The organism is Glycomyces sp. NPDC050141 (genome assembly GCF_055586545.1).
This window is the reverse complement of the sequence record NZ_JBVJHZ010000010.1, coordinates 1-23,875: the sequence shown is the minus strand read 5'-3', so window position 1 is coordinate 23,875 and position 23,875 is coordinate 1. Positions and strand designations below refer to the sequence as shown.

Here is a 23,875-nt window from a genome sequence, read left to right as displayed (position 1 = left end):
CGCGCTCGCGTGAGGCGTGGTCGGGAAAATTGCTAACGAGAACCATGCTACAGCGGGCCGTCGCACCGGTCCTGATCTGCGCCAACGGTTTCCGCGAGTCGGCTTCGCGACGTGACCTCCGCGACCCGTCCACGGTGGCCGATCACTCACCTGCGGCTGCGCTACGTGGTCAACGCGGTACGCGGTGTCCGCCTATCCGGGTCGCGGGCTCACACCGGGCGGCGTCTGCGAGCGGACTGTCGGGGGGACCGGGCAGAATGGGGAGCGGCGAAAAGAGGTGAACAGTGGCGGGGCGAATCCGGGACGCCGATATCCAGTTGGTGCGCGAGCGCGTGGACATCGCCGATGTCATCGGTGAGCGCGTCACCCTGCGCAACGCGGGCGGCGGCAACCTCAAGGGCCTGTGCCCGTTCCACGACGAGCGCTCCCCGAGCTTCAACGTCACCCCCGCGCGCGGCGTCTACCACTGCTTCGGCTGCGGCGTCGGCGGCGACGCCATCACCTTCCTCACCGAGCTCGACGGCCTCACCTTCGTCGAGGCGGTCGAGCGCCTCGCGGCGAAGGCCGGGCTCAAGCTCACGTACGAGGACGTCGACGGCCGCGTCCAGCGCGGCCCCTCCGGCGCGCCCGGCCTCAAGCAGCGCCTCCTCGACGCCCACACCGCCGCCGCCGAGTTCTACACCGCCAAGCTGCTCTCGCCCGAGGCCCTGACGGCCCGGCAGTTCCTCACCGCGCGCGGCTTCGACCGCGAGGCGGCCGCGACCTTCGGCTGCGGGTACGCCCCCGACTCCTGGGACGCGCTCGCGAAGCACCTGCGCGCCAAGGGCTTCACCGCCGAGGAGCTGAACACCGCCGGGCTCGCCAAGCCCTCGCGCACCGGCAATCTCATCGACCGCTTCCGCCGCCGCCTCGTGTGGCCCATCCGCGACTCGTCCGGCTCGGTCATCGGATTCGGCGCCCGCAAGCTCTTCGACGACGACCAGGGCCCCAAGTACCTCAACACCCCTGAGACGCCGCTGTACAAGAAGTCCCAGGTCCTCTACGGGATCGACCTGGCGCGCAAGGAGATCGCCAAGACCGGCCGGGTCGTGATCGTCGAGGGCTACACGGACGTCATGGCCTGCCACCTCGCGGGCGTCCCGATGGCCGTGGCCACCTGCGGCACCGCGTTCGGGCCCGAGCACATCCGCATCCTGCGGCGGTTCCTGTTCGACTCCGAGTCCGCCGACGGGCGCATCATCTTCACGTTCGACGGCGACGAGGCGGGCCAGCGGGCCGCGCTCAAGGCCTTCGACGAGGAGCAGCGGTTCGTCTCCCAGACCTACATCGCCGTCACCCCCGGCGGGCAGGACCCGTGCGAGCTGCGCCAGAGCGCCGGGGACACGGCCGTGCGCGAGCTCATCGAGCGGCACACGCCGCTCGTCCAGTTCGCGCTGGAACGCGCGATCGCCAAGCACGACTTGGACACCGCCGAGGGCCGCCTGCACGCCACGCGCGCCATCGCGCCGCTCCTGGCCCGCGTCAAGGACCGCGGCCTGGTCGAGGAGTACATCGGCGTCTACGCCGGGCGGCTCGGCAAGGAGAAGGCCGAGCTGCGCCGCGCGGTCCAGGGCGCGGCCGCCGGGCAGCAGCCCGAGGCCCCGGCCGGGCCCAAGCGCGAGCCGCGCGCCGACTCGACCCAGCTGCGCGCCCAGCGCGAGGTCCTGAAGGTGGCCCTGCAGCAGCCGCAGGTCGCCGGGCCCTACTTCGACGCGGTCGACGCCACGCCGTACACCGACCCGAACTACCGCGCCGTCCGCGAGGCCGTCGCCGCCGCAGGCGGCGCCGCCCGCGCCGCCGCGGGCCCGAACTGGATCGCCGCGGTCCAGAACGCCTGCACCGAGATCGCCGCCGGAGCCCTCGTCAGCGAGCTCGCCGTCGAGGAGCTGCGCCTCGCGGGCGAACCGGACGGCCTCTACGTCCGCACCATCCTCGCCCGCATCCAGCGCCCTGTCGTCGAGTCCGAGGTCGCCGACCTCAAGCGCCGTCTCCAGCGCATCAACCCCAGCACCGACAAAGACGAGTACATGAAGCTCTTCGGCCAGCTCATGGGCCTCGAACAGCACGTCCGCTCCCTGCGCGACCAGGCCGCCAACGCCTTCGAGTAGCGGGCCGGTCACGGCTCGCGGGTGAATCCGGCTTCGAGCGTGTGCAGCGTGACGGTGCCGCCGCCGAGCATCTCGGCCTTCTGGCGGAGCAGGTCCACGACCGCTCGGCTCGGGCGGCCGTACACGTCGATGGAGCGCAGGCGGATCAGCGGCGCGAAGGCCTTGAATTTCGGCCCGCCGAGCGTCATGTGGAGTTCCATGGAGGCCGAGTCGGGATGCACGGCCAGCACGGTCATCGCCGATTCGGCCTCGTCGAGGCAGCAGTGGTAGGCGATCAGCTGCGGTTCGCGCTCCTCGACGAACGCGGCGAGCTCGCGCATCCCGTTCCGGACCTCCTCGAGGGCCCCTTCGCGGAGGTCGGAGTGGTCGACGTAGTAGATCGGGCTCGTCATGACGTCGAGCGTAAACGGGCCCGGACCTGTCGAAAGGCGGTTTCGCCCAAGGCTGCCGGGCGGCCGGAACCGGGCGGTATCTGAGACAGGTTCGCGTCCTCGTGTTGTGATGCAGGTAACAGACTTGTGTCTTTGGGGGAGCCATGTCCCAGCCGCCCGCCTCGCCGCCGCCCGAGCCGCCTCCTATGCCCGCGTCGTACTACGCCGCGCCGCCCCCTGAGGGCAGACCCAAGACGATCTCGATCCTCGCGCTGGTGTTCGGCGGGGTCGCGGTGCTGTTCAGCCTCATACCGGTGGCCGGGATCTTCCTCGGCGGGATGTTCGGGATCGCCGCGATCGTGCTCGGCATCATCGGGATCTTCAAGTCGCACCGGCTGTTCGCGATCATCGGCATCGCGCTGGCCCTGGTGGGGCTGATCGTCGCCACCGTCGTCACGATCGCGGTCGGCCGGTCGGTCGAGGAGTTCGTCGAGGACTGGCCGACGGACTACGAGACCGGCGAGGACGAGTCCGAGGGGCCCGGCTACGGGGACGTGCCGAAGGAGGACCAGGTCGTCGACGGCACCGATCCGACCGATCCGCTCCCGGCGGGCAGCGAGATCTCCACCGGCAACTGGCTGGTGGTCATCAGCAACGTGGTGCCCGACGCGACCGCCGAGGTGATGGCCGCGGACGAGTTCAACGTGGCCCCGCCCGCGGGGTACCAGTTCTTCATGTTCCAGGTCGACGCGACCTACCAGGGCGAGGCGTCGAGCACCGCCTGGGCCGACCTGCTGTTCGGCGTCTTCATCGCGGACTCGGTCTACACCGAGGCCTGCGGGTTCATCCCCGACCACCTCTCCTACGCCCCCGAGGTGTTCCCGGGCGGGACGGCGACGGGGAACTTCTGCATCACCGTGCCGACCGCCGGGGTCGAGACCGCCGCCATCGGCGTCGAGGACTACTGGGGCTCGGGCCAGCGCTTCTTCGTCTCCGCTGTGTAGACAAGCGAAACGGCCGCCCGCGCAATGCGCGGGCGGCCGTTCTCGTTGTCGCTGTTACGCCTTGGCGGCGTTGCGGAGGGGTTCGCCGTGGGCGTGGAGTTCGCCCAGGGCTTCGCGCCAGGACTGGATGAGCCCCGTCGCGTGGTAGGGGATGTCCTTCTCCTTGCAGAACTCCTCGACGATCGGCTGGGCCTTGGCGAGGTTCACCGAGGGCATGGCCGGGAAGAGGTGGTGCTCGATCTGGTAGTTCAGCCCGCCGAGGGCGAAGTTGGTGAACCAGCCGCCCTTGACGTTGCGGGAGGTCAGCACCTGCTTGCGGAGGAAGTCGAGTTCGGTCTCGCCGACGAAGGTGGGCATGCCCTTGTGGTTCGGCGCGAAGACCGAGCCCATGTACAGGCCCCAGACGGCCTTGTGCACCAGGAGGAACACGATCGCCTTGCCGGGGGAGAGCACGATGAACAGGGCGGCGAGGTAGGCGGCCCAGTGGACGGCGAGGAACAGGGCCTCCCAGCCGCGGTTCTTCAGGCCCGGCTTGAGGACCGACTTGATGCCCGACCAGTTGAGGTTGAGGCCCTCGAGGGTGAGGATCGGGAAGAACAGCTCGGCCTGGTACTTGCCGAACCAGGTGGAGACGCCCTGCGCGAAGCCGGCCTGGCGCTTCGACCAGACGAACAGGCCCGGCGCGACGTCGGGGTCGAGCTCCTCGTGGTTGGGGTTGGCGTGGTGGCGGTTGTGCTTGTCGTTCCACCAGCCGTAGCCCATGCCGTTGGCGAGGTTGCCGGTGAACCAGCCCAGGCGCTCGGAGGTGGCTCGGCTGCGGATGACCTGGCGGTGCGCGAGGTCGTGGCCGAGGAACGCGACCTGGGTGCTCACGAGGGCCATGAAGACGGCCGTGAACATCTGGAGCCAGGAGTCGCCGATCAGGGCGAACGCCGTCCAGCCGCCGACGAAGACGACCGCCATGAGCGCGAAGCGGATCACGTAGTACGCGGGGCGGCGGGCCATGAGCCCGGCCTCGTTGATCCGCTTGCCGAGCTCGGCGAAGTCGCTGCCTGTCCGCGGCCGCGCTGCGGCGGGGGCTGCCTCATCGGCGATGAGCGTCATTGATTGCGTCCGATCTGTCGGGAAACTTCGACCTCTTAAGTCTCTCCGTCAAGCGGTTTTTTGTCGCTACCGCTGACCCGTCAATGGGGGTAGGGCAAGCACTACCTTTACTGACCGGTATTTATGAAGGAATCGCTTCAAAATCAGTGGACGCTGTCGGTGCCCGGGCTTAGGGTTGCCCCATGCCACAAGACGATGAGATCCTGGTGCGCGCCGCGGACCTGCGCAAAAGCTACGGTGAGCACGAGGCCGTGCGCGGCGTCGACTTCGCGATCCGCCGCGGAGAGGCCTTCGGCTTCCTCGGCGCGAACGGCGCGGGCAAATCCACCACCATGCGGATGATCGGCTGCGTCTCCCAGCCCACCGGCGGCGAACTCGAGGTCTTCGGCCGCGACCCCCGCACCCAGGGCGCCGAGATCCGCGCCCGCCTCGGCGTCGTCCCCCAGGACAACACCCTCGACGGCATGCTCACCGTCTTCGAGAACCTCGTCGTCTACGCCGGGTACTTCGGCATCAAGAAGAAGGCCGCCAAGGCCAAAGCCGCCGAGCTCCTGGAGTTCGTGCAGCTCTCCTCCCGCGCCAAAGACCAGGTCAACGAGCTCTCCGGCGGCATGCAGCGGCGCCTCGCCATCGCCCGCTCGCTCATCAACGAACCCGAGCTCGTGATCCTCGACGAGCCCACCACCGGCCTCGACCCCCAGGCCCGCCACCTCGTCTGGGAACGCCTCTTCCAGCTCAAGCACCGCGGCGTCTCGATCCTCCTCACCACCCACTACATGGACGAGGCCGAGCAGCTGTGCGACCGCCTCGTCGTCATGGACGAGGGCCGCATCATCGCCTCCGGCTCCCCCCGCGAGCTCATCGACACCCACGTCACCAAAGAGGTCGTCGAACTGCGCTTCGGCACCGCCCACACCACCGAGCTCGCCGCACTCGCCCTCACCCTGGGCGGCATCGGCGCCCAGATCGAGGCCCTGCCCGACAAGATCCTCGTCTACACCGACGACGCCGACGACACGAACGCCGCCCTCGACGCCCGCGACATCCGCCCCACCTCGGTCCTCGCCCGCCGCGCCACCCTCGAAGACGTCTTCCTGCGCCTCACCGGCCGCGCCCTCGTGGAGGACGAAGCGTGACCGACCTTGCCCTCGACCGCTCCGCGCCCACCCCGGCGCAGGCCGCCTGGCGCGCCTTCAACCTCCAACTGGCCCTGTACAAGCACGTCTGGCACGGCACCGTCTTCACCTCCGTGCTCCTGCCGATCCTCTACATGGTCTCCATCGGCATCGGCGTCGGCGCCTACATCGACCCCGCCTCCCTCGGCGGCCTCGACTACGCCGAGTTCATCGCCCCCGGCCTCGTCTGCTCCGTCGCCGTCATGATGCTCGGCAACGACATGGTCTTCCCCGTCTTCGGCGGCTACGCCGACTGGGGCGGCCACTACCTCGCCCAGCGCGCCACCCCGCTGCGCCCCGTCGACATGCTCAACGGCCACCTCTTCTACGCGGCGGCCTTCCGGCCCTTCACCAACTGCACCCTCGTCGCGATCGTCCTCGCGTTCTTCGGGGTCTACACCTCCTGGTGGGCCGCGTTCGCGGTCATCGCCGCCGCGCTCGTCTCCGCCTCGCTCGCACCCTGGCTCCACTTCTGGGCCTCCAGCCTGAAGAACGACGCGAACCTCAACATGATCTTCCGGTTCGCCGTCATGCCGATCTCCCTGTTCTCCGGTGTCTTCTTCCCCGCCAGCGAGATGCCCTGGTTCCTGCAGCCCCTCGTGTGGCTCTCGCCCCTCTGGCACGGCACCGAACTCGCCCGCGCCGCGACCGCCGGCACCGCCCCCGCCCTGCCGCCGGTCCTCCACATCGCCTACCTGGCGCTCCTCGCCGTCGCGGGCTGGTTCGCCGCCCGCCACGTCATCCAGCGCCGACTGAACTTCTAGGAGCCCAAGCCATGTCGGTCATCGCCTACAGCGCCGCACGCGCCTCCCTGAAGTCCTCCGGCGCCCTGCTCAACCGCAACTGGGTCGCCATGCGCCGCGCCTGGATCCTCGTCATCTCCGGCGCCGTCGAATCCCTGCTCTTCCTGTTCGCCTTCGGGTTCGGCGTCGGCGCCCTCGTCGGCGACATCACGCTCCCGGACGGCACCACCGTCTCCTACACCGCCTACGTCGCCCCCGCGATCCTCGCCAACGCCGCCATGATGGGCGTCCTCGCCGAGACCTCCATCAACGTCTTCGCCAAGTTCAAATGGATGAAGGTCTACGACGGCATCCTCGCGACCCCCTTGCGGCCCTGGGACGTCGCCCTCGGCGAAGTCTGGTGGGCCCTCATCCGCGGCGGCACCTACATCGGCGCGTTCGTCGTCGTCATGGGCCTCTTCGGCCTCCTCGACTCCTGGTGGTCGCTCCTGGCAGTGCCCGCGTGCGTGTTCATCGCGCTGGCCTTCGCCGGGATCGGCCTCACGCTCGCCACGGTCTTCCGCGACTGGCCCGACTTCGACTGGATGAACGCCGTCGTCTTCGCCATGTTCCTGTTCGGCGGCACCTTCACCCCCGTCGAGGCCTACCCGGCGTTCGCCCAGCCCATCGTCTACATCATGCCGCTCTACCACGGCATCGAGCTCGTGCGCGGCCTCAGCCTCGGCCAGCTCGGCCCGATGATGCTCGTCCACGTCGCCTACCTCATGGCGCTGTGCGTGACGGGCATGTGGATCGCGCAGAAGCGGCTGGCGAAGGCCTTGTACAAATAGAAACCGGTCAAGCAGCAAGGCCGCGCCGCCCGTCCGCGGGCAGCGCGGCCGACCTTTTTCCCCAGGCGCGCAAACGCTAGGCTGGCTTCGTGAAAACCCTGCTGCGGCTGTGCATGATCGTCGCGCTGGCCTGCGCGCCCGCCCTCGCCCCCTCGGCCGCTTTCGCCGCCGGAGGGCCGCGGGTCCTGGTCGTCACGACTGGGAACGAGGCCCAGGACGTGGCCGACTACGCCTTGGAGCGGCTCCAGATGGAGGCGCGCCGCTGGAACTTCACGCTCATCGAGGGCGATGCCGGCGACGTGCAGCACCTCGGCGAGTACGACGTGATCATGTTCCTCAACACCGGCGGCGACTTCCTCGACGACGCCCAGCAGGAGGCCGTGGAGACGTTCGTCGAGCAGGGCGGCGGCCTCGTCACCACGAACACGGCGATCGAGAGCGAACCGGACTGGGCCTGGTACCACGACACGCTCGGTGCCACCGCGCTCCCGCGCGCCGAGGCCGCGACCGAGGAGCCCGTCGAGTTCAACTCGGGCTCGCAGGTCACCGAGGGCCTCGACGAGGAGCTGAAGCTCACCGAGCGCTGGTACTACTTCGATCCCGCACCCGCGCAACCGGATTCGACGATCCTGGCGCAGCTGGGCAACGGCGGCGGCGCGGTGGCGTGGGAGAGCGCGGAGCTGCCGGTCTTCTACGCCTCGCCCGGCGGCGAGGGCAAGACCTGGGGCGACCGGGACTTCCTGCAGCTGATCCGCCAGGCGATCTGGTGGGGCGCGGGGGAGGAGTCCGCGATGGTGCAGAACTCGGACGACGCCGCCCCGTCCTGGCCGTACACCCTGACGTTCGTCCTCTTCGTGGTCGCCGTCGCGGGCGGCGGCTCGATCGCCGTGTGGCGCTTGGACAAGGCCGAGACCGAGAAAGAGGCGGCCGCCGCCTAGGGACGCGAAAGGGGCGGGCCGTCTCGAACTTCGGCCCACCCCATTGCAAGCGATCCGCGCGGTGCACCTCCTGCGCCGAGACGGCGCCGGACGGGCCCGAAGGGAAGTTCCCACGACCCACGCTCTGGACGGTCATGTCGCCTAGAGGCCGGGCCCGTTCCGGCACCGCGCGGATCGCAGTCTAAAGGCGTCCCGTCACCAAGGTCGTCACGGGTGCCACGCCGTTCTCGAACGGCAGGTCCTCGTCCTCGGGCTCCTCGACGGGCGGGCCCGAGCGCTGCTTGATCGAGACCTCCTCGAGCGGGATCGCCAGGAGCGCCGACATCGCGTTCTCCTTGTCGCTGGCCTCCCGCGAGCGCTCGGAGCGCCCCTCGCCCATCCGGTCGATGAGGGCCTTGAAGACCGCCCAGCGCTCGTCGGGGTCGGAGACGAGCCGCGCGTTGGCGTGCACCACGACGGACCGGTAGTTCATCGAGTGGTGGAACCAGCTCTTGGAGTAGACGAGCCCGTCCACGATCGTCGCGGTCGCGCTCACCGCGAACTCCTCGCGCCCGCCCAGGCCCATGCTCGACCCGGTCGAGCCGTGCACGAACAGCGTGTCGCCTACGCGCACATGGAAGGTCGGCAGCACGCGCGGCGCGCCGTCCGGTCCGACGAAGGCGAGGTCGACGAACAGCGCCTCATCGAGCACCTGGTAGGCGGCTTCGCGCTCGTAGGTGACCCGCTCGCGGGAGCGCTTGGGGGTGGTGCGCTCGGTCTGGGTGAACTTGCCGCTGTGGGGGCATTCGAGAGCGGACATCGGGGGCGGCTCCAATCGGGGATTTTTGTACTGATACAATGCTTCAGTTATGTCGGTACAGTATCAGATCACCGGTTCGGCGGCAACAGAGATCGCCGCCAGCGTCGAGTCCGGCGTGCGCTCCGGGCAGCTTGCGCCCGGCCGCACCCTGCCTCCCGTCCGCAAACTCGCCGCCGACCTCGGCGTCGCCCCCGGCACCGTCGCCTCCGCCTACCGCCGCCTGCGCGAGCGCGGCGTCGTCGAGACCGGCGGCCGCGCGGGCACCTTCATCCGCCAGCGCTCGGCCTTCACCCCCACCGGAACCCTCACGGTCCCTTCGGGAGTGCTCGACCTCGTCTCCGGCGAACCCGACCCCGGCCTCCTGCCCGACCTCGCGGCCCTCAAGGACCGCGTCGACATCGTGCACGGCAACTACCGCGACGGCGGGCCCTGCCCCGACCTGCTCGACCTCGCACGCGACCGCTTCGCCGCCGACGGCGTGCACGGCGAGCTCACCGTCACCTCCGGCGCCCTGGACGCCTTCGAACGCGGCCTCGCGGCCCGGCTCGAACCCGGCGACACCGTGGCCGTCGAGGAGCCCACCTGGTCGAACGGCCGCGACCTGCTGCTCACGGGCGGATACCAGGTCTCGCCCGTCGCGATCGACGGCGAGGGCCCGCTGCCCGACGAGCTCGAAGCGGTCCTCGCCGCCGGAGCGAAGGCGTTCATCCTCACCTCGCGCGGCCAGAACCCCACGGGCGCAGCGGTCTCCGCCGAGCGCGCCGCCGCACTCCGGGAAGTCCTCAAGCGCCACCCGCACGTGTTCGTGATCGAGGACGACCACTGGGCCGAGCTCTCGCAGACCCCGCTGCACTTCGTCGCGGACGCCGCCGAACGCTGGATGTTCGTGCGATCCGCCTCGAAGCCCTACGGCCCGGACCTGCGCACCGCGCTCGTCGCCGCCGACCCGGAGACGAAGGCCCGCATCCAGGGCCGCATGGCGCTCGGGCACGGCTGGGTCTCGTGCATCCTGCAGCACTTCGTGATCGCGGCCTGGACCGACGAGGCCGTGGCCGAGCACGTCGCCCGCGCCGGTCGCGTCTACGCCGAACGCCAAGGGGCCCTTCGCGACGCGCTCGCGGCCCGCGGCATCCACGTGTGGGGCCGCTCCGGGCTCAACGTGTGGGTCCCGGTCGCCGACGAGACCGCCGCCGTCGTGTCCCTGCGCGACGCCGGGTTCGCCGTCGCGCCCGGCCGCGCGTACTCCTTCCACGGCCAGCAGGCCATCCGCATCAGCACCGCGCGGCTCGACCCGGACCTCGCCGAGGCGGTGGCCGAGGCCGTCGCCCAGGCCTCGGGACCGGCGGCGCCGACGATCTGACCTTCCGCCGGGCCCTCACCCGGCCGGCCCGGTCCCCCCGACCGGGCCGACAACTCCAGAAAGGAACCCTCGTGACAGACACCCTCTCGGGCACCGCTCACCTCCAGAAACGCGTCCTGCGCACCCTCTTCATGACCCAGATCCTCGGCGGCCTCGCCGTCGGGATCGGCATCGCCGTCGGCGCCCTCCTCGTCGAGGAGATGACCGGCTCGGCCACGTTCACCGGCCTCGCCCAGAGCCTCTTCGTGGGCGGCTCGGCGCTCGTCGTCGTCCCGGCCGTGCGCATCACCGAGCGCTTCGGCCGCCGCGGCGGCCTCGCCTTCGGCTACGGATGCGCCGTCGTCGGCACCCTCATCGTCGTCACCGCCATCAACCTCGAGAACGCGGTCGTCGCGGTCATCGGCTACTTCCTGCTCGGCGCGGCCTCGTTCGCCGGGCTCCAGTCCCGTTACGCCGCAGCGGACCTCGCGCCGCCCGCGCGGCGAGGCTCGCACCTCTCGCTCATCGTCTGGGCCACCACGATCGGCTCGGTCGCGGGCCCCTCGCTCGCCGGTCTCGCCGAGCGGCTGTGGTCCGGCTGGTTCGGCGGCCCCGCCTACATCGGCTCGATGGTCGCCATCGGCGTGCTCTGCCTCCTCACGGCCGCCGTGATCCTGGTGTTCCTGCGCCCCGACCCGCTCCTGACCGCCCGCGAACTCAGTGGCGAGACGGACGCGCCGAAGCGCTCGATCGCCGACGGCTACCGCAACGCGAAGGCCAACCCGGCCGTGCGCACCGGCGTCATCGCCGCAGCCCTCGGCCACTTCGTGATGGTCGGGGTCATGGCCATGACCGCAGTGCACATCAAGCACGGCATGGACGACCCGAAGGAGGCGCTGAGCGTCGTCGGCGTCATCCTCGGGCTCCACATCGGCGGCATGTACGCGTTCGCGCCCGTCATCGGCCGCCTCGTCGACAAGTACGGGACGCGCCCGATCCTGGTGGCGGGCACCGCGATCCTCGTGGCCGCGTGCGTGGTCGCGGGGTCCTCGCCCACCGCCGACCACGTGCGGCTCTCGATCGGCCTGGTGCTGCTCGGCATCGGCTGGTCCGCAATGACCGTCGGCTCCGCCGCCCTCGTCACGAGCGCGATCACCCCGGCCGAGCGCCCGTCCACGCAGGGCTTCTCCGACCTCGTGATGGGCCTGGCCGCGATGGCCGCCGGGCTCGCGTCCGGCCCGATCGTCGAGTACGCCAGCTACGGCATCCTGTGCGTGTTCTGCGCCGTCGTCGCGCTCCTGGTGTTCCCGTTCCTCATGGGGAAGCTCACCGGCCCGAAGCCGGTGGAGGAAGCGGCTTAATACCCGTACGCGCTGGGGGCGTTCTGGCCGCCGTCGACCGGGATCACCGCGCCGTTGATCGCCTTCGCCTTGTCCGACAGGAGGAAGGCGATCACTTCGGCCACGTCGTGCGGGTCGAGCAGTTCGCGGTTCGGGAACTCCTCCAGGAACGCCTCGTACCGGCCGGGGTCGGCCACGCGCAGGCGGTCCCAGTTTCGGTCGGGGATGAGCATCGAGCCGGGCGCGACCGCGTTGACGCGCACGCCGCTGGGGCCCAGTTCGCGGCCGAGGACGGTGGCGGCGTGGTTGAGCGCGGCCTTCGTCGAGCCGTACGCGAGGCCGGGGGAGGGCTTGGAGCCGGAGATCGAGGAGACCAGGACCGCCGAGCCTCCGGTGCGCCGCAGCTGCGAGAGTGCGGCGCGCAGGGCCGTCATCGCGCTGACCACGTTGACGCCCAGGGAATACGCCCAGTCGTCGGGCTCGGTGTCGATGAGGCTGCGGCCCCTCGCGCCGCCCACGTTCGCGACCACGCCCTTCAGGTCGCCGAGCCGCCGCTGGGCCTCGTGCACGAACTCGACCATCAGCTCGGTGTCGTTGACGTCGAGCGCCCGGGTGGCGACCGGGACGTCGAACTCGGCGCGCAGCTTCTCGGCGAACTCGTTGAGCGGGGCGGCGTTGCGGGCGCAGAGCGCGAGCGGGACGCCGTCGGCGGCGAGCACCGAGGCCGTGGCCATACCCAGACCGTGGCTGGCACCGGTGATGAGGACAGGGCTGTTCAGTTGCATGAAACCCATAATGGCCCGACCCGTCCAGCTCCCGCACCCGCCGGTCGGCGGGAATCGGAATCGGGGCCGGTCCTCGCCGACCGGCCCCGGGCTCTCGCTACCAGCCCGCCAGGGGGTTGTCGAGCCTGCCGACGTAGATCAGGCTCTCCTCCTGGTTCTCTATGTTGACCATCTGCTGGTTGTTCTTGAGCTGCAAGCGGTTCAGGCACGAGAGCGTGAAGCTCTCCTCGAACAGCGGGAAGCGCTCGAACGCCTCTTTGAGCTCGGGGTGCGCGGCCTGGTAGTCGCGCAGCGACTCGGCTGCGACGCGCCAGAACTCGTCCTCGCTGAGCACGCCGTCGAGGTGCAGGTATCCGGCGAGGAACCGCAGGAAGCAGTCCAGGACGTCGGTGAGGATCGACAGGGTCCGCACGTCGTCGGGCACCGTCACCTTGATGCGGCTGATCGCCTCGGGCACCGGGGTCGAGGCCTCGATGACCGCGCACTCCTCGCCGATGTCCTTGAAGAACACGCGCTCGACCGCGCCGTCCTTGAGCACGAGGATCACGTTCTCGCCGTGGGGCATGAACACCAGGCCGTACTTGTACAGGCAGTGCGTGACCGGCACGAGGTACGCGTCGAGGTACTTGCGCAGCCAGTCGGCCGGGCGCAGCCCCGAGCGGCGGACGAGGTCGGCCGCGAGCGGCTTCCCGTCACTGTCCACATGCAGCAGCGAGGCCATGGTCGCGACCTGTTCGCCCTTGGCGAGCTTGGGGACCGGGCTCTCGCGCCACAGGGCCGCGAGCATCTTCCGGTACGGCGAGCCCTTCGGCGCGCCCTCGGTGTAGGCCGGGTGCCGGTAGCCCACGGCCGCGCGCTCGCGCAGGATCGTGACGCCGTGCCGCTTCAGGGTCGGGTCGCCGTGCACGAGGTCGGCCACGTAGTCGCTGATCGCGGGCGTGACCTCCATGTACTCAGTGGACAGTCCGCGCATGAACCCCATGTTGAGCACCGAGAGCGCGGTCTTCACGTAGTCGGCCTCGGGCCTGGTGCGGTTGAAGAACGTGCGGATCGACTGCTGCGCCTGGTACTCGTCGTGGCCTTCGCCGAGCGGGATGAGCCGCCCGGCGGCGATCTCGGGCGCGAAGGTCACGGAGATCTTGTTGCGCCACTGCCACGGGTGCACCGGGATCAGGAAGACCTCCTCATAGGACAGTCCCTGGTCGGTGAGCAGCGACTCGAAGTACTCCTTCGAATCGGCGTCGAGCTGGGTCTCCAGCAGCCACGCGTAGTCGAGCTCCGGCGAGGCCGCGAACATGGCGTGCTCGCGCCGCGCCGCCAGCCACATGAGCCGCACGCCCGCACCGGCTTCGGGGGCGTAGGCCCGGTAGTCCTCGGAGGTGAACCCGAGGCGGCCCGAACCGGCCACGAAGCACGGGTGCCCGCCGGTCATGCCGGCCTCGATCGCCTGGAACCCCGCTTCGACGAGGGCCGCGTTGCTCGGCACGCCCTCGCCGAGCTGGTACGCGCCGCGGTTCACCGTCGCGGCGACCTCTTCGAGGTACACCGGCAGCACCGTGTCGCTCAGGCCCAGTTCGCCCTTGAACGCCAGGAAGAACGAGGCCGCGTCCAGCTCCAGCGCGCCGTCGGCGCCGGTGCGCTCGATCGTGGCGGGGTCGACGACCCAGTGGTCGAGCTTGAACCGCTGCGCGGCGAACCGGTACTTCTCGCTTCCGGCCGCGAGCGTGTACGTCTCGCCGTCCTTCACGGGGACGAGCAGCCGCTCGTGCGCGAACTCGCCGATGGCCTTGGCCAGCAGGTTCCTCGTGGCCCGCTGCCACAGTTCCGGGGTGAGGTGGTCGATGGCGCTCACGCGTGGACTCCTCTCGCGGCGGACCGCTCGAAATCGATTCGGGTGCAGAAGCTCAGCAGCGCCTGCTTGTCTTTGAGCTGAACGGCCCGTTCTGGTTTGAACCCGACGAACTCGTTGAGGCGGTGGATGGCCGAGTTCCCGGTGTCGGGCTCCACGACGACCCGCTTCGCGCCGAAGCCGTCGAACAGCAGGTGCATCACGGTGGCCATCACGCCCTTGGTGAACCCGGGGATCGGCTTGTCGGTCGGGGCGGTGAGCACGTGCATGCCGATGTCGCCGGGGGCGGGGTCGTAGACGTCCTTGAGCTCCGAGTGCGCCGGGTCGTAGACCTCGACGAGGAACCGGGCCCGGTAGTGGAAGAGCCCCATGAACGCGAAGTGGTGCGGGTTCGCCTCGATGTCCTCGTGCTCGGCGAGCACGTCGGCCACGGTCGCGTCCTGCATCATCCAGTACGTCGCCTTCGGGTGCGTCACCCACTCGTGCAGCAGCGGCGAGTCGGTGGGCGGGTCGACCGGGCGCAGGCCGAAGTCGCCGAGCTCCTCGTGCAGGTGGTAGAAGCTGGTGGGGGCCTTCAAGGTCACTGCGGTGCTCCGAAATCCTGGAAGCCGATGCGGCGCTCGATCGGGTAGACCTCCCGGCCGGTCAGCGACCGGATGATCCAGGAGTTGCGGTAGGCGGCCATGCCGAGGTCGGGCGAGACGAAGCCGTGGGTGGCGAGCTCGGCGTTCTGCACGAAGATCTCGCCGTCGCCTGCGGTGTCGACGCTGTAGTCGCGGCGGGCCTCCAGGCGTCCGGTCGCGTCGAAGCGCAGCCGGTCGCGAACCTCGTTCATGAACTCGGGGACGCGGTAACTGTAGCCGGTCGCCAGGACGAGCCCCTCGGTCTGGAGCTCGAAGGACCGGTCCTGCTCGTGCTGGCGCACCGAGAGCCTGACGCTCCCGCACCCGGCCGCTTTCTCCACGGTGCAGTTGGTGAACAGCCGCGTCGGCACGGACCCCTGCTCGAACCGCTTCTGGTACAGCAGGTCGAAGATCTCGTTGATGAGCTCGGCGTTGATGCCCTTGTAGAGGTTCTTGTGGGAGGCGTTGAGCTCGTCCCGCTTCGCGGACGGCAGCCCGTTGAAGTAGTCCACGTACTCCGGGCTGGTCATCTCCAGCGTCAATTTCGTGTACTCGAGCGGGAAGAACCGGGGCGAGCGCGTCACCCAGTTCAGCTCGTACCCGCCGCCTTCGATGTCGCCCAGCAGGTCCCGGTAGATCTCGGCGGCGCTCTGGCCGCTGCCGACCACGGTGATCGAGCCGCACTCGCGCAGCCGCTCCCGGTGCTCCAGATAGGACGAAGCGTGGCAGACCGTGGGGCTCTCCAGCTCCCGGCACGACGGCGGGATCCACGGCGGCGTGCCGGTGCCGAGCACGAGCCGCCGCGCGTAGTCGGTGCTCGTCCCGGCCGGGCCCTCGGACCGGACCGCGTACACGCCGTCCGCCCAGGTCACCTCGGTCACGGTGCGTTCGAAGCGGAGGTTGTCGAGCTTCTCGGCGGCCCAGCGCAGGTAGTCCTGGAACTCAGTGCGCAGCTGGAAGAACGACTCGCGGATGTAGAACGGGTAGATCCGCCCGCTCTCCTTGAGGTAGTTGAGGAACGAGTACTCGGAGGTCGGGTCGGCGAGGGTCACGAGGTCGGCCATGAACGGCACCTGCATCGTGGTGCCCTCGATGAGCATCCCCGGGTGCCAGTCCACGTTCGGCTTGCGCTCCAGGAAGATCCCGTCGAGGTCGTCGATCGGGGCGGTCAGCGCCGCGAGCCCGAGGTTGAACGGCCCGAGGCCGATCCCGATGAAGTCGTAAACCACTGCGCCTTCTGTTTCGCTGACGCTCATGCGTTCTCCTGCGCCTTCTTGCCGTGGCGCGCCAGCGCTTCGAGCACGGGGACGATGTCGGCGAGCGTGGTCTCCGGGTTCAGGAGCGTCAGCTTCAAGGCCGTCCGCCCCTCCACCTTCGTCGCCGCGACCATGCCCTCGCCGGAGGCCGCGAGTGCTTCGCGGGCGGTGCGGTGCACGTCGTCATCGGCCCCGGCGAGCCGGAACAGGACCGTGGAGAGCTGCGAGGGCGGCGCGGCGACCTCGAAGCGCGGGTCGCCCGCGATCCAGTCCCAGGTCTGGTCGGCGAGCGCGCAGACCTGGTCGAACATGGCGCCCAAGGCGTCCGGGCCCAGCGTCCGCAGGGTCATCCACAGCTTCAGCGCGTCGAACCGCCGCGTCGTCTGGAGGCTCTTGTCGACCTGGTTGGGGAACACGGCCTCGGCCGGGTTGAGGTAGTCGGCGTGGTGCGTGACGTGCCGCAGCGAGGCCCGGTCGCGCACGATGAGCGCCGAGGAGCTGACCGGCTGGAAGAACGACTTGTGGTAGTCCACAGTGACCGAATCGGCGTACTCGATGCCGCCGAGCAGGCCGCGGTGCTGCTGCGAGACGAGGATGCCGCACCCGTAGGCGGCGTCGACGTGGAACCAGACCCGGTGCGCCGCAGTGATCTCGGCGATCGGCCCGAGCGGGTCGACGGACCCGAAGTCGGTGGTCCCGCCGGTGGCGACGACTGCCGCGGGGACGAGCCCCTGCTCACGGCAGGTCTCGATGGCCGCGTCCAGGGCGGCCGGGTTCATGCGGAACCAGTCGTCGGCGGGCACGGTGATCACGGCCTCCTCCCCGAGGCCGAGCAGCCGGGCGGCCTTGACGACCGAGAAGTGCGAGTGCGGTGAGGCGAAGAACCGCAGGCGGGGGAGTACCTCGACGCCGCGCAGCGGGGTGCCGACCTCGACCTGGTGCTTGAGGAGCACGTTCTCGACGGCCTCGTCGCGGGCGAGCAGGAGCGCCTGCAGGTTCGACTGCGTGCCACCGGAAGTGAAGATCCCGTCGGCGTCGGGCCCGAGGCCGATGCGCTGCGCGGTCCACTCGATGAGGCGCTGCTCGATGAAGGTGCCGCCCGCGCTCTGGTCCCAGGTGTCGACCGAGGTGTTGACGGCGGCGAGCACCGTTTCGGCGGCGACGGCCGGGAGTGCGACGGGGCAGTTCAGGTGGGCGAGGTAGCGCGGGTGGTGGAACCAGACCGCGTCCTTCAGGTAGAGCTCGCCGATCTCGTCGAACGCGTCCTCGAAGGACTCCAGGGGCCGGTCGAGGTCGACCGCGGCGATGGCCGGGCCGAGCTCGGCGGGGGCGGCGCCGGTCCACGGCCGGTCGACGGCGGCGAACCGGTCGGCAAGGCGGCCAGCGACATCGATGATCATTCCGCGGTAGGCGGCGGCCGAGTCGCGGCCCAGGAGGGCCGGCGGCTCGGATGTGGCGAGCGGCGCGGGAGCCGGACGGAGGTCGGCGCTAGTCAGCACGGAGGGTCACCTTTCGGAAGCACTGCAGGGAGGGACGGTGGTCTCTCGGAATGCCGGGGAACGTGTAGGTTAGGCTAACCTAAATCGCGAGCGCGCAGAAGGGCTCATCCCGAATGGTGACCTTCTCCACGAATGCTTGCGGGATGTTCATTCGCAAGGCATTTGCGCGCGACGAACGATCGCTGATGAGTCCCTTGTGGACTGTTGAAACCGACTGTGCCGCACCGATTCGGTGCGTACACAGCGGCAGAAAGACTGAGTTGCGGCGGCGCCCGGGGGGAGCCACCGCCGCGACTCATATAGTGCAATACGGGGCCTGAACTGTCTGTCACCAATCCGACAACAGCCCGTCAGGCCCCGGAATCTCCTAAGCCGACTCCGCGATCCAGTCCTCCACGACCCCCGTCATCGTCTCCAGCGGGATCGACCCGTTCGAGAGGATGCGGTCGTGGAAGTGCCGCAGGTCGAACGCGTCGCCCAGCGCCACCTGCGCCCGATCGCGAAGCGCCCCGATGTGCCTGCGCCCGATCATGTACGCCAGCGCCTGGCCCGGCCACGCGATGTACCGGTCGATCTCGTTGTCGATGTTGACCAGCGAGAGCGCGGTGTTCTCCCGCATGAACGCGACCGCGCGCTCGCGCGACCACCCGAAGATGTGCATGCCGGTGTCCACCACCAGTCGGCACGCCCGCCACGCGTCGAACGAGACCATGCCGAGCCGCTGCAGATCCCCGCTGTAGAGCCCGATCTCGTCGCACAGCCGCTCGGTGTACAGGCCCCAGCCCTCACCGAACGCCGTCACGTACGCGAACCGCCGGAACTGCGGCAGCCCGTCCAGGGTCTGGCCCAGCGCGAACTGCAGGTGGTGCCCGGGCACGGACTCGTGGAACGCGAGCGCCTCGTACTCGAACCGGGCACGGCTCGCGGGCTCGTACGTGTTCACCCAGTGCGTGCCCGGCCGGGACCCGTCCGAGGCGGGGACCGTGTAGTACGCGAGGGTCGCGCCCTTGGCGGCCGCTTCGGGGATGACCTGGATCGAGCAGGGAGCGATGTCGTAGTCGAGGAACGCCTTCGGCAGGGCCGCTTCGGCTCGGTGCAGCGCTTCGGTGACATCGGCGAGGATCTGCTCCTCCGACTCGTACCGCAGCGACAGATCACTGCGAAGCCGCTCGACGACCTCCGCAACGTCCGAGGTCCCCAGCGCCCGGGCCCCGATCTCGGCGAACTCGCCGCGCAGCCGCTCGACCTCGTCGAGCCCGATGCGGTGGATCCCCTCGGGGGAGAGGTCGACGGTGGTGAACTGCCGCAACGCCGCCGCGTACCCGTCCGAACCGCCGGGGACGTAGCAGACCCCGACGTACTCGTCGAGGCGCGAGTCGGGAAGGAACTCCTTCTCCAGCGCCTCGCGCCACCGGGCGAGCGAAGGCCGCACCCGATGCTCGACGAGCTCGGAAGCCGAGGCCTTCCACTCCTCGACCTCCACCCCGGAAGGAGTAGGAGCGACGAGCGGATCGCTCGCGATATCCGTCCCCAGGTAGTCGTCGATCTGCTCGATGACGGCGGCCACGCCGCGCTTGGTCTGGTTCCGCCCTTCGGAAGCGGCCTGCCGGTACCGCTCGAGGACCGCGTCGAAGTAGTCGCCTAGAGCACCGAGCCGGACGAGGTAGTCGCGGCTGCGCTGCTCGGTGTTCAGGCTCATGCGCGGCAGCGACGAGAGCATCGTGGAGACGGGCCCGGTGATCGTGTTGGAGAGCCCGACCTCGCCGAGGGCCGCGTCGATGCTCGCGGTCTGGTCCGCGACGAGCCGCGCGAGCATGGAGTACGTGATCCGGTCCTGCCCCTGAAGGGCGTCCGCGTCGATCGCGCCGAGCCCGTCCCGGATCTCGACCTGGTGCGAGCGCCGGACCTGATCGCCCGCCCGGCTCGGGTCGGGGAGCTTGTCGTCGTATCCCGGAATCCCGTAGAAGCTTGCCGCCGTGGGGTTGTCGGCCAGATGAAAATCGAAGTACCGCTGCGCCAGCGCAGCGAGCTGAGGATCGCCCATGAACCCGACCCTACTTCGACGCCGTTACCGCCGGGTGGGGTGAGCGTCGGTATGGCAAGGTGGGGCGCATGTCCGAAGCTCTCGTTCTGCCGCAGAACGTCGACGAGGCCGTAGCGCTGGCGTCGGCCGGTCATTCGTTCAAGTTCATCCACTTCTGGGGCCACTCGCCGGAAGCCGACGGCAGCGCCGGGCGCGGCTGCCTGAACCAGTGGTGGCCGGCGGCGTTCACCGAGGACTCGCACCGCTTCGCCTCGGCCGAGCACTACATGATGGCGCACAAGGCCTGGCTCTTCGACGATGCCGCCGCCGCCAAGAAGATCCTCGCCGCGGGGCACCCGGGCGAGGCGCAGTCGCTGGGCCGCAAGGTCCGCGGTTTCGACCAGGCGACCTGGGAGGCCGAACGTTTCGACATCGTCGTGCGGGGCAACCTCGCGAAGTTCGGCCAGCACCCGGACCTGCTTACCTACCTCAGGGGCACGACGAACCGCGTCCTCGTCGAAGCCAGCCCGCGCGACCGCGTCTGGGGCATCGGCCTCGGCGCGACCGACCCGCTCGCCGCGTCCCCCGCGACCTGGAAGGGCCTCAACCTCCTCGGTTTCGCCCTCATGCAGGCCCGCTCGAAGCTCCTGAGCTAGAAGGGTTCAGCACCAGGACGAACAACGTTCACCGTCCGACAGCCAAGGACTGATAGCTTCGGCAATCGCCCTCATCCGAGGGGCGATCCCGTTTCCGGAGGCAGCCGATGAGCATGAGAATCCCTTACCGCACCATCGTCGTCGGCGCCGCGACCATCGCGATCGGCACGCTCTGGCGCGCGCAGCGGCGGCGGGGCGCCGAGGTCGCCGAGCTGACCGAGAAGTTCGCGCGGTTCCAGGAGGCCCAGGAGGCGGCCCGCGAGGAACTCGAGACGATGCCCCGGTCGACCAAACGGCTCGTGCGCGAGTGGGGCCGCGTCGTCTACGGCGAGGTCGAGGACCTCATGGCCCTGTACAAGGACATCGGCCCGGACCAGGCGCTCCCTCGCATGCACGGCTGGGCGGCCGGGCCGGACCTCGCCCGGTTCCTCTACCGCGAGGTCGTCGAGCACGGCCGCTCCTCGGTCCTCGAATGCGGCTCGGGCAGCACCACCGTGATCCTCGCGTACGCGTGCCGCGCGATCGGCGCCGGACAGGTCGTGGCCCTCGAACACGACGCCAAGTTCGCCGCCGCCACAAGGAAGATGCTCGACGAGCGCGGCCTCTCGAAATGGGCCGAAGTCCGCGACGCCCCGCTGACCGAAGTGCCCGTTGGCGACTCGACCTGGCGCTGGTACGACCCTGCGGCCCTGACGGACGGCCCGTTCGAGGGGCCGTTCAACCTTGCCCTCGTCGACGGCCCGCCCGGCACCACCGGCCCGGCCGCCCGCTACCCGGCCGTCCCGCTCCTCATCGACCGCCTCTCGAAAGACGCCCTGGTCGTCCTCGACGACGCCCGCCGCACCGACGAGCGCGCCATCGGGGAACGCTGGGCCGCCGAGTTCACCGGCTTCACCCTCGAATGGCTCGACCACGACCACGGCACCCTGCTCCTGCGGCGGTGATCCGTGACCGCTGCGCTCAGGCGGCTGCGGGCGGGATGTTCTGGTTGGCGTGGAAGAAGTTCTCCGGGTCGTAGGTGCGCTTGATCGAGGTGAGCCGGTCGTAGTGGCCGCGGTAGGTGGACCGGACGCGTTCGGGGCCCTCCTGCTCGCCTAGGAAGTTGATGTACGAGCCGCCCATCGAATGCGGGTGCAGGTCGTTCCAGTAGTCGACGCACCATTGGCGAATCAGGTCGGCGTTCGCGGGCTCGGGATCGATGCCGCCGATCACCGCCGACCACACGGCGTCCCGGTAGGCCCAGGCCGTGTCGTCCGCGCCGACCCGGTGCGCGGCCCCGTCCACGGGGTAGAGGTGCATGGTCGAGGAGTCGGTGGCCAGTGCGCTGCCGTACCGCTCGTGCACGTCGATCGCCGCGTCCGAGATCGAGTCGAAGAAGTCGCCGCGCCAGTACCACTGCAGTCCTTTGGGAATCAACCCGTCGAACATGCTCTGCAGCGCCGGGTACGGCATCGGCGCGGTGAAGTGGAACGCGGGCGGCGCCGGCTCGTTCACCACCGACAGCACCTCCTCCAGGTGGCCCTCCTCGAGGCTGCCTGTGTAGCACCACACCACGGCGCACATCTTCTGGCCGTGGATCGGCTCGGGGAACGGCGGACCGGGCGGGATGGCCAGGACGGCGAAGAACCCGTTGAGCTCTTCGGGCGCGGCAGGGAGGAACTCCCGGTACCAGCGCATCACTTCCTGCGTGCGCTCGACGGGCCACACGGTCAGTCCGACCCCGACGTTCGATACCGGGTGCAGCTGGAACGTGAACGACGTGACGACGCCGAAGTTGCCGCCGCCGCCCCGCAGCGCCCAGAACAGGTCCGGGTGGTCGGTCGCCGAGGCGGTGACGAAGGTGCCGTCGGCGAGCACGACGTCGGCGGCGACGAGGCTGTCGATGGTCAGCCCGTACTTGCGGGTGAGGTGGCCGTGCCCCCCGCCCAGCGTCAGGCCGCCGATACCGGTGGTGGACATGATGCCCGCTGGAATGCCGAGGCCGAACGTGCCCGCCGCGTGGTCGAGGGTGCCCAGCTGGCTGCCGCCGCCGACCTGCGCGAGGCCGGCCGCCGGGTCGACCCGGGCCCAGTCCATCGCGGACAGGTCCAGGGTGAGCGCGCCGTCGACCATGCCGAGGCCGGGGCCGCTGTGGCCGCCGCCCTGCACCGCGAGGTCGATGCCCTCGTCCTGCGCGAAGGCGAGCACGGCACGCACGTCGGCGGCGTCGACGCACCGGGCGACGGCGGCCGGGCGCCGGTCGATCATGGCGTTGTAGATGCTGCGCGCCTCGTCGTATCCCGGATCTTCCGGTGCGACAACGGCTCCCCGCAGCGCACCGCGCAGTGTTTCGAGTTTCGTTCCATTGAGATCGCCCATGATCGATGCCCCCGTTGGCAAAGGAAAGAAGACCGGCCGGATTCGGCCGCATACGTCCCGAGCCGATGTCTCAGGATCGTCGCGGAGGCCTGAGAACGGAAACCTGGACGCGTCCGAGGTCCCTGGCCTTCACCTTCAACGGTAGAACTTCCTCGCCTTCCCCGTCCCCGATTCGCCAGAGCACCGCCCCCCACCCGCCGCGCACCCGCAACACGAAAAAAGGCCGGTCGAAAACGACCGGCCTTTCTGTGTCTGCTCCCCAACTTGGACTCGAACCAAGAACCTGCCGATTAACAGTCGGCTGCTCTGCCAATTGAGCTATTGGGGAAGGGGTTCGGGCTTGGCGTTTCGCCGTGCGAACCGGATATGACAGTACAGGACCGGCGCGGGCGTGTGCCAGCGGGGTGGGTGTGGTGTGGGTCCAATCCGGGCGCGGAAGCGCCTGGATCGGGCGGGGCGCGTTTCCGTCATGGGCCGCCTGGGCACCCCGAGATGGGGCAGAATGGCCGCTATATGCGGCGACGCACAGTGAACTCCGGAACACAGTGAAACCAGAGCGGCGTTCGGCCCGCGGGTCGGCCGAGGAGGCAAATATGCGGAAGTGGTATCTCGTAGCAGGGTTCGCGGTCGGCTACATCCTGGGGGCGAAGGCCGGGCGGGAACGCTACGACCAGATCGTCGACCTCACCAGGCGCGTGACCGGGAACGACAAGGTCCAGCAGGTCGCCTCGACGGTGCGCACGCAGGCGAACAAGGCCGTGGACGCGGCGCAGGACAAGATCAAGGGCACCAAGTTCGGCGAGATCGTCGAGAACTTCACCACGAACGCGGACGAGCCCCCAAAAGCTGAGCCCTGGGACTCCGCCGGGGTGACCACGCCGGCCCGCAGCGACAGGGCACTGCGCGAGGACGCACCAGGCTTCTGAATTCCATGAGCGCATAGCGGGGGGGGGGGGGGGGGGGGGGGGGGGGGGGGGGGGGGGGGGGGGGGGGGGGGGGGGGGGGGGGGGGGGGGGGGGGGGGGGGGGGGGGGGGG

At 69.8% G+C, this 23,875-nt stretch carries 21 protein-coding genes and 1 tRNA gene; 11 read left to right on the top strand and 11 right to left on the bottom strand.

Translation table 11 applies throughout. From position 1 onward, the window contains the following. Positions 1 to 284: 284 nt before the first annotated feature. Entirely contained in the window at positions 285 to 2,147 is a 1,863-nt protein-coding gene (gene dnaG, locus ACZ60M_RS08640; RefSeq protein WP_465416106.1) for a DNA primase, read from the top strand. 8 nt (positions 2,148 to 2,155) lie between these two features. Here the strand turns inward: dnaG and ACZ60M_RS08635 are convergent, their stop codons facing one another. Then, a complete protein-coding gene (locus ACZ60M_RS08635) occupies positions 2,156 to 2,539 on the bottom strand; it encodes a hypothetical protein (protein ID WP_465416104.1) in 384 nt (127 codons plus the stop codon). 143 nt (positions 2,540 to 2,682) lie between these two features. Between ACZ60M_RS08635 and ACZ60M_RS08630 the strand changes: the two genes are divergently transcribed. Further along, complete coding sequence (locus ACZ60M_RS08630) at positions 2,683 to 3,522, top strand: hypothetical protein (RefSeq protein WP_465416103.1); 840 nt, start codon at positions 2,683 to 2,685, stop codon at positions 3,520 to 3,522. A 54-nt stretch (positions 3,523 to 3,576) separates the two neighbouring features. On the opposite strand, the gene ACZ60M_RS08625 is transcribed toward ACZ60M_RS08630, so the two are convergent. Then, positions 3,577 to 4,626, bottom strand: a complete 1,050-nt coding sequence (locus tag ACZ60M_RS08625; protein WP_465416101.1) for a fatty acid desaturase family protein — start codon at positions 4,624 to 4,626, stop codon at positions 3,577 to 3,579. Between the two features lie 182 nt (positions 4,627 to 4,808). Here ACZ60M_RS08625 and ACZ60M_RS08620 point away from each other — a divergent pair, with 182 nt between their 5' ends. The 4 genes from ACZ60M_RS08620 (at position 4,809) to ACZ60M_RS08605 (ending at position 8,312) form a co-directional block, all read left to right on the top strand. Then, positions 4,809 to 5,762: an ABC transporter ATP-binding protein gene (locus tag ACZ60M_RS08620; protein WP_465416099.1), complete on the top strand. Its 954-nt coding sequence runs from the start codon at positions 4,809 to 4,811 to the stop codon at positions 5,760 to 5,762. Next, on the top strand, positions 5,759 to 6,565 hold the full coding sequence (locus ACZ60M_RS08615; RefSeq protein ID WP_465416097.1) for an ABC transporter permease: 807 nt from the start codon (positions 5,759 to 5,761) through the stop codon (positions 6,563 to 6,565). The genes ACZ60M_RS08620 and ACZ60M_RS08615 overlap by 4 nt, the downstream gene beginning before the upstream one ends. Positions 6,566 to 6,576: 11 nt before the next feature. Beyond that, positions 6,577 to 7,374: an ABC transporter permease gene (locus tag ACZ60M_RS08610; RefSeq protein WP_360410267.1), complete on the top strand. Its 798-nt coding sequence runs from the start codon at positions 6,577 to 6,579 to the stop codon at positions 7,372 to 7,374. Between the two features lie 89 nt (positions 7,375 to 7,463). Continuing rightward, positions 7,464 to 8,312 (top strand): ThuA domain-containing protein, encoded by an 849-nt coding sequence (locus tag ACZ60M_RS08605; RefSeq protein WP_465416095.1) that lies wholly within the window; start codon positions 7,464 to 7,466, stop codon positions 8,310 to 8,312. Between the two features lie 181 nt (positions 8,313 to 8,493). On the opposite strand, the gene ACZ60M_RS08600 is transcribed toward ACZ60M_RS08605, so the two are convergent. Beyond that, entirely contained in the window at positions 8,494 to 9,111 is a 618-nt protein-coding gene (locus ACZ60M_RS08600) for a pyridoxamine 5'-phosphate oxidase family protein (protein WP_465416093.1), read from the bottom strand. A gap of 49 nt (positions 9,112 to 9,160) precedes the next feature. On the opposite strand from ACZ60M_RS08600, the gene ACZ60M_RS08595 reads away from it, so the two are divergent. Beyond that, the gene (locus tag ACZ60M_RS08595) at positions 9,161 to 10,471 is read left to right on the top strand and encodes an aminotransferase class I/II-fold pyridoxal phosphate-dependent enzyme (protein ID WP_465416091.1); all 1,311 of its coding nucleotides are present in this window, start codon (positions 9,161 to 9,163) and stop codon (positions 10,469 to 10,471) included. A 71-nt stretch (positions 10,472 to 10,542) separates the two neighbouring features. Then, positions 10,543 to 11,811: an MFS transporter gene (locus ACZ60M_RS08590; protein WP_465416089.1), complete on the top strand. Its 1,269-nt coding sequence runs from the start codon at positions 10,543 to 10,545 to the stop codon at positions 11,809 to 11,811. On the opposite strand, the gene ACZ60M_RS08585 is transcribed toward ACZ60M_RS08590, so the two are convergent. The 6 genes from ACZ60M_RS08585 to ACZ60M_RS08560 form a co-directional block, all read right to left on the bottom strand. After that, a complete protein-coding gene (locus ACZ60M_RS08585; RefSeq protein WP_465416087.1) occupies positions 11,808 to 12,575 on the bottom strand; it encodes an SDR family NAD(P)-dependent oxidoreductase in 768 nt (255 codons plus the stop codon). The genes ACZ60M_RS08590 and ACZ60M_RS08585 overlap by 4 nt on opposite strands. A 97-nt stretch (positions 12,576 to 12,672) precedes the next feature. Next, a complete protein-coding gene (locus tag ACZ60M_RS08580; RefSeq protein WP_465416085.1) occupies positions 12,673 to 14,427 on the bottom strand; it encodes an IucA/IucC family protein in 1,755 nt (584 codons plus the stop codon). Beyond that, complete coding sequence (locus ACZ60M_RS08575) at positions 14,424 to 15,008, bottom strand: GNAT family N-acetyltransferase (RefSeq protein WP_465416084.1); 585 nt, start codon at positions 15,006 to 15,008, stop codon at positions 14,424 to 14,426. Before ACZ60M_RS08575 ends, ACZ60M_RS08580 begins: the two co-directional genes overlap by 4 nt. Next, the gene (locus ACZ60M_RS08570) at positions 15,005 to 16,303 is read right to left on the bottom strand and encodes a lysine N(6)-hydroxylase/L-ornithine N(5)-oxygenase family protein (protein WP_465416082.1); all 1,299 of its coding nucleotides are present in this window, start codon (positions 16,301 to 16,303) and stop codon (positions 15,005 to 15,007) included. Before ACZ60M_RS08570 ends, ACZ60M_RS08575 begins: the two co-directional genes overlap by 4 nt. Beyond that, entirely contained in the window at positions 16,300 to 17,703 is a 1,404-nt protein-coding gene (locus tag ACZ60M_RS08565; protein ID WP_465416284.1) for a pyridoxal phosphate-dependent decarboxylase family protein, read from the bottom strand. Before ACZ60M_RS08565 ends, ACZ60M_RS08570 begins: the two co-directional genes overlap by 4 nt. A 466-nt stretch (positions 17,704 to 18,169) precedes the next feature. Further along, the gene (locus ACZ60M_RS08560) at positions 18,170 to 19,846 is read right to left on the bottom strand and encodes a DUF885 domain-containing protein (RefSeq protein WP_465416080.1); all 1,677 of its coding nucleotides are present in this window, start codon (positions 19,844 to 19,846) and stop codon (positions 18,170 to 18,172) included. 68 nt (positions 19,847 to 19,914) lie between these two features. On the opposite strand from ACZ60M_RS08560, the gene ACZ60M_RS08555 reads away from it, so the two are divergent. Further along, positions 19,915 to 20,481 carry an NADAR family protein gene (locus ACZ60M_RS08555; RefSeq protein ID WP_465416078.1) on the top strand — a complete coding sequence of 189 codons (567 nt, stop codon included), beginning with the start codon at positions 19,915 to 19,917 and terminating at the stop codon, positions 20,479 to 20,481. A 107-nt stretch (positions 20,482 to 20,588) separates the two neighbouring features. Beyond that, on the top strand, positions 20,589 to 21,425 hold the full coding sequence (locus ACZ60M_RS08550) for a class I SAM-dependent methyltransferase (RefSeq protein ID WP_465416077.1): 837 nt from the start codon (positions 20,589 to 20,591) through the stop codon (positions 21,423 to 21,425). 16 nt (positions 21,426 to 21,441) lie between these two features. Here the strand turns inward: ACZ60M_RS08550 and ACZ60M_RS08545 are convergent, their stop codons facing one another. After that, positions 21,442 to 22,839: an FAD-binding oxidoreductase gene (locus ACZ60M_RS08545; protein WP_465416075.1), complete on the bottom strand. Its 1,398-nt coding sequence runs from the start codon at positions 22,837 to 22,839 to the stop codon at positions 21,442 to 21,444. A gap of 255 nt (positions 22,840 to 23,094) precedes the next feature. Continuing rightward, positions 23,095 to 23,167, bottom strand: a tRNA-Asn gene (locus ACZ60M_RS08540). Positions 23,168 to 23,432: 265 nt separating this feature from the next. On the opposite strand from ACZ60M_RS08540, the gene ACZ60M_RS08535 reads away from it, so the two are divergent. Further along, positions 23,433 to 23,765 carry a hypothetical protein gene (locus ACZ60M_RS08535; protein WP_465416074.1) on the top strand — a complete coding sequence of 111 codons (333 nt, stop codon included), beginning with the start codon at positions 23,433 to 23,435 and terminating at the stop codon, positions 23,763 to 23,765. The last annotated feature ends 110 nt before the right edge of the window (positions 23,766 to 23,875 follow it).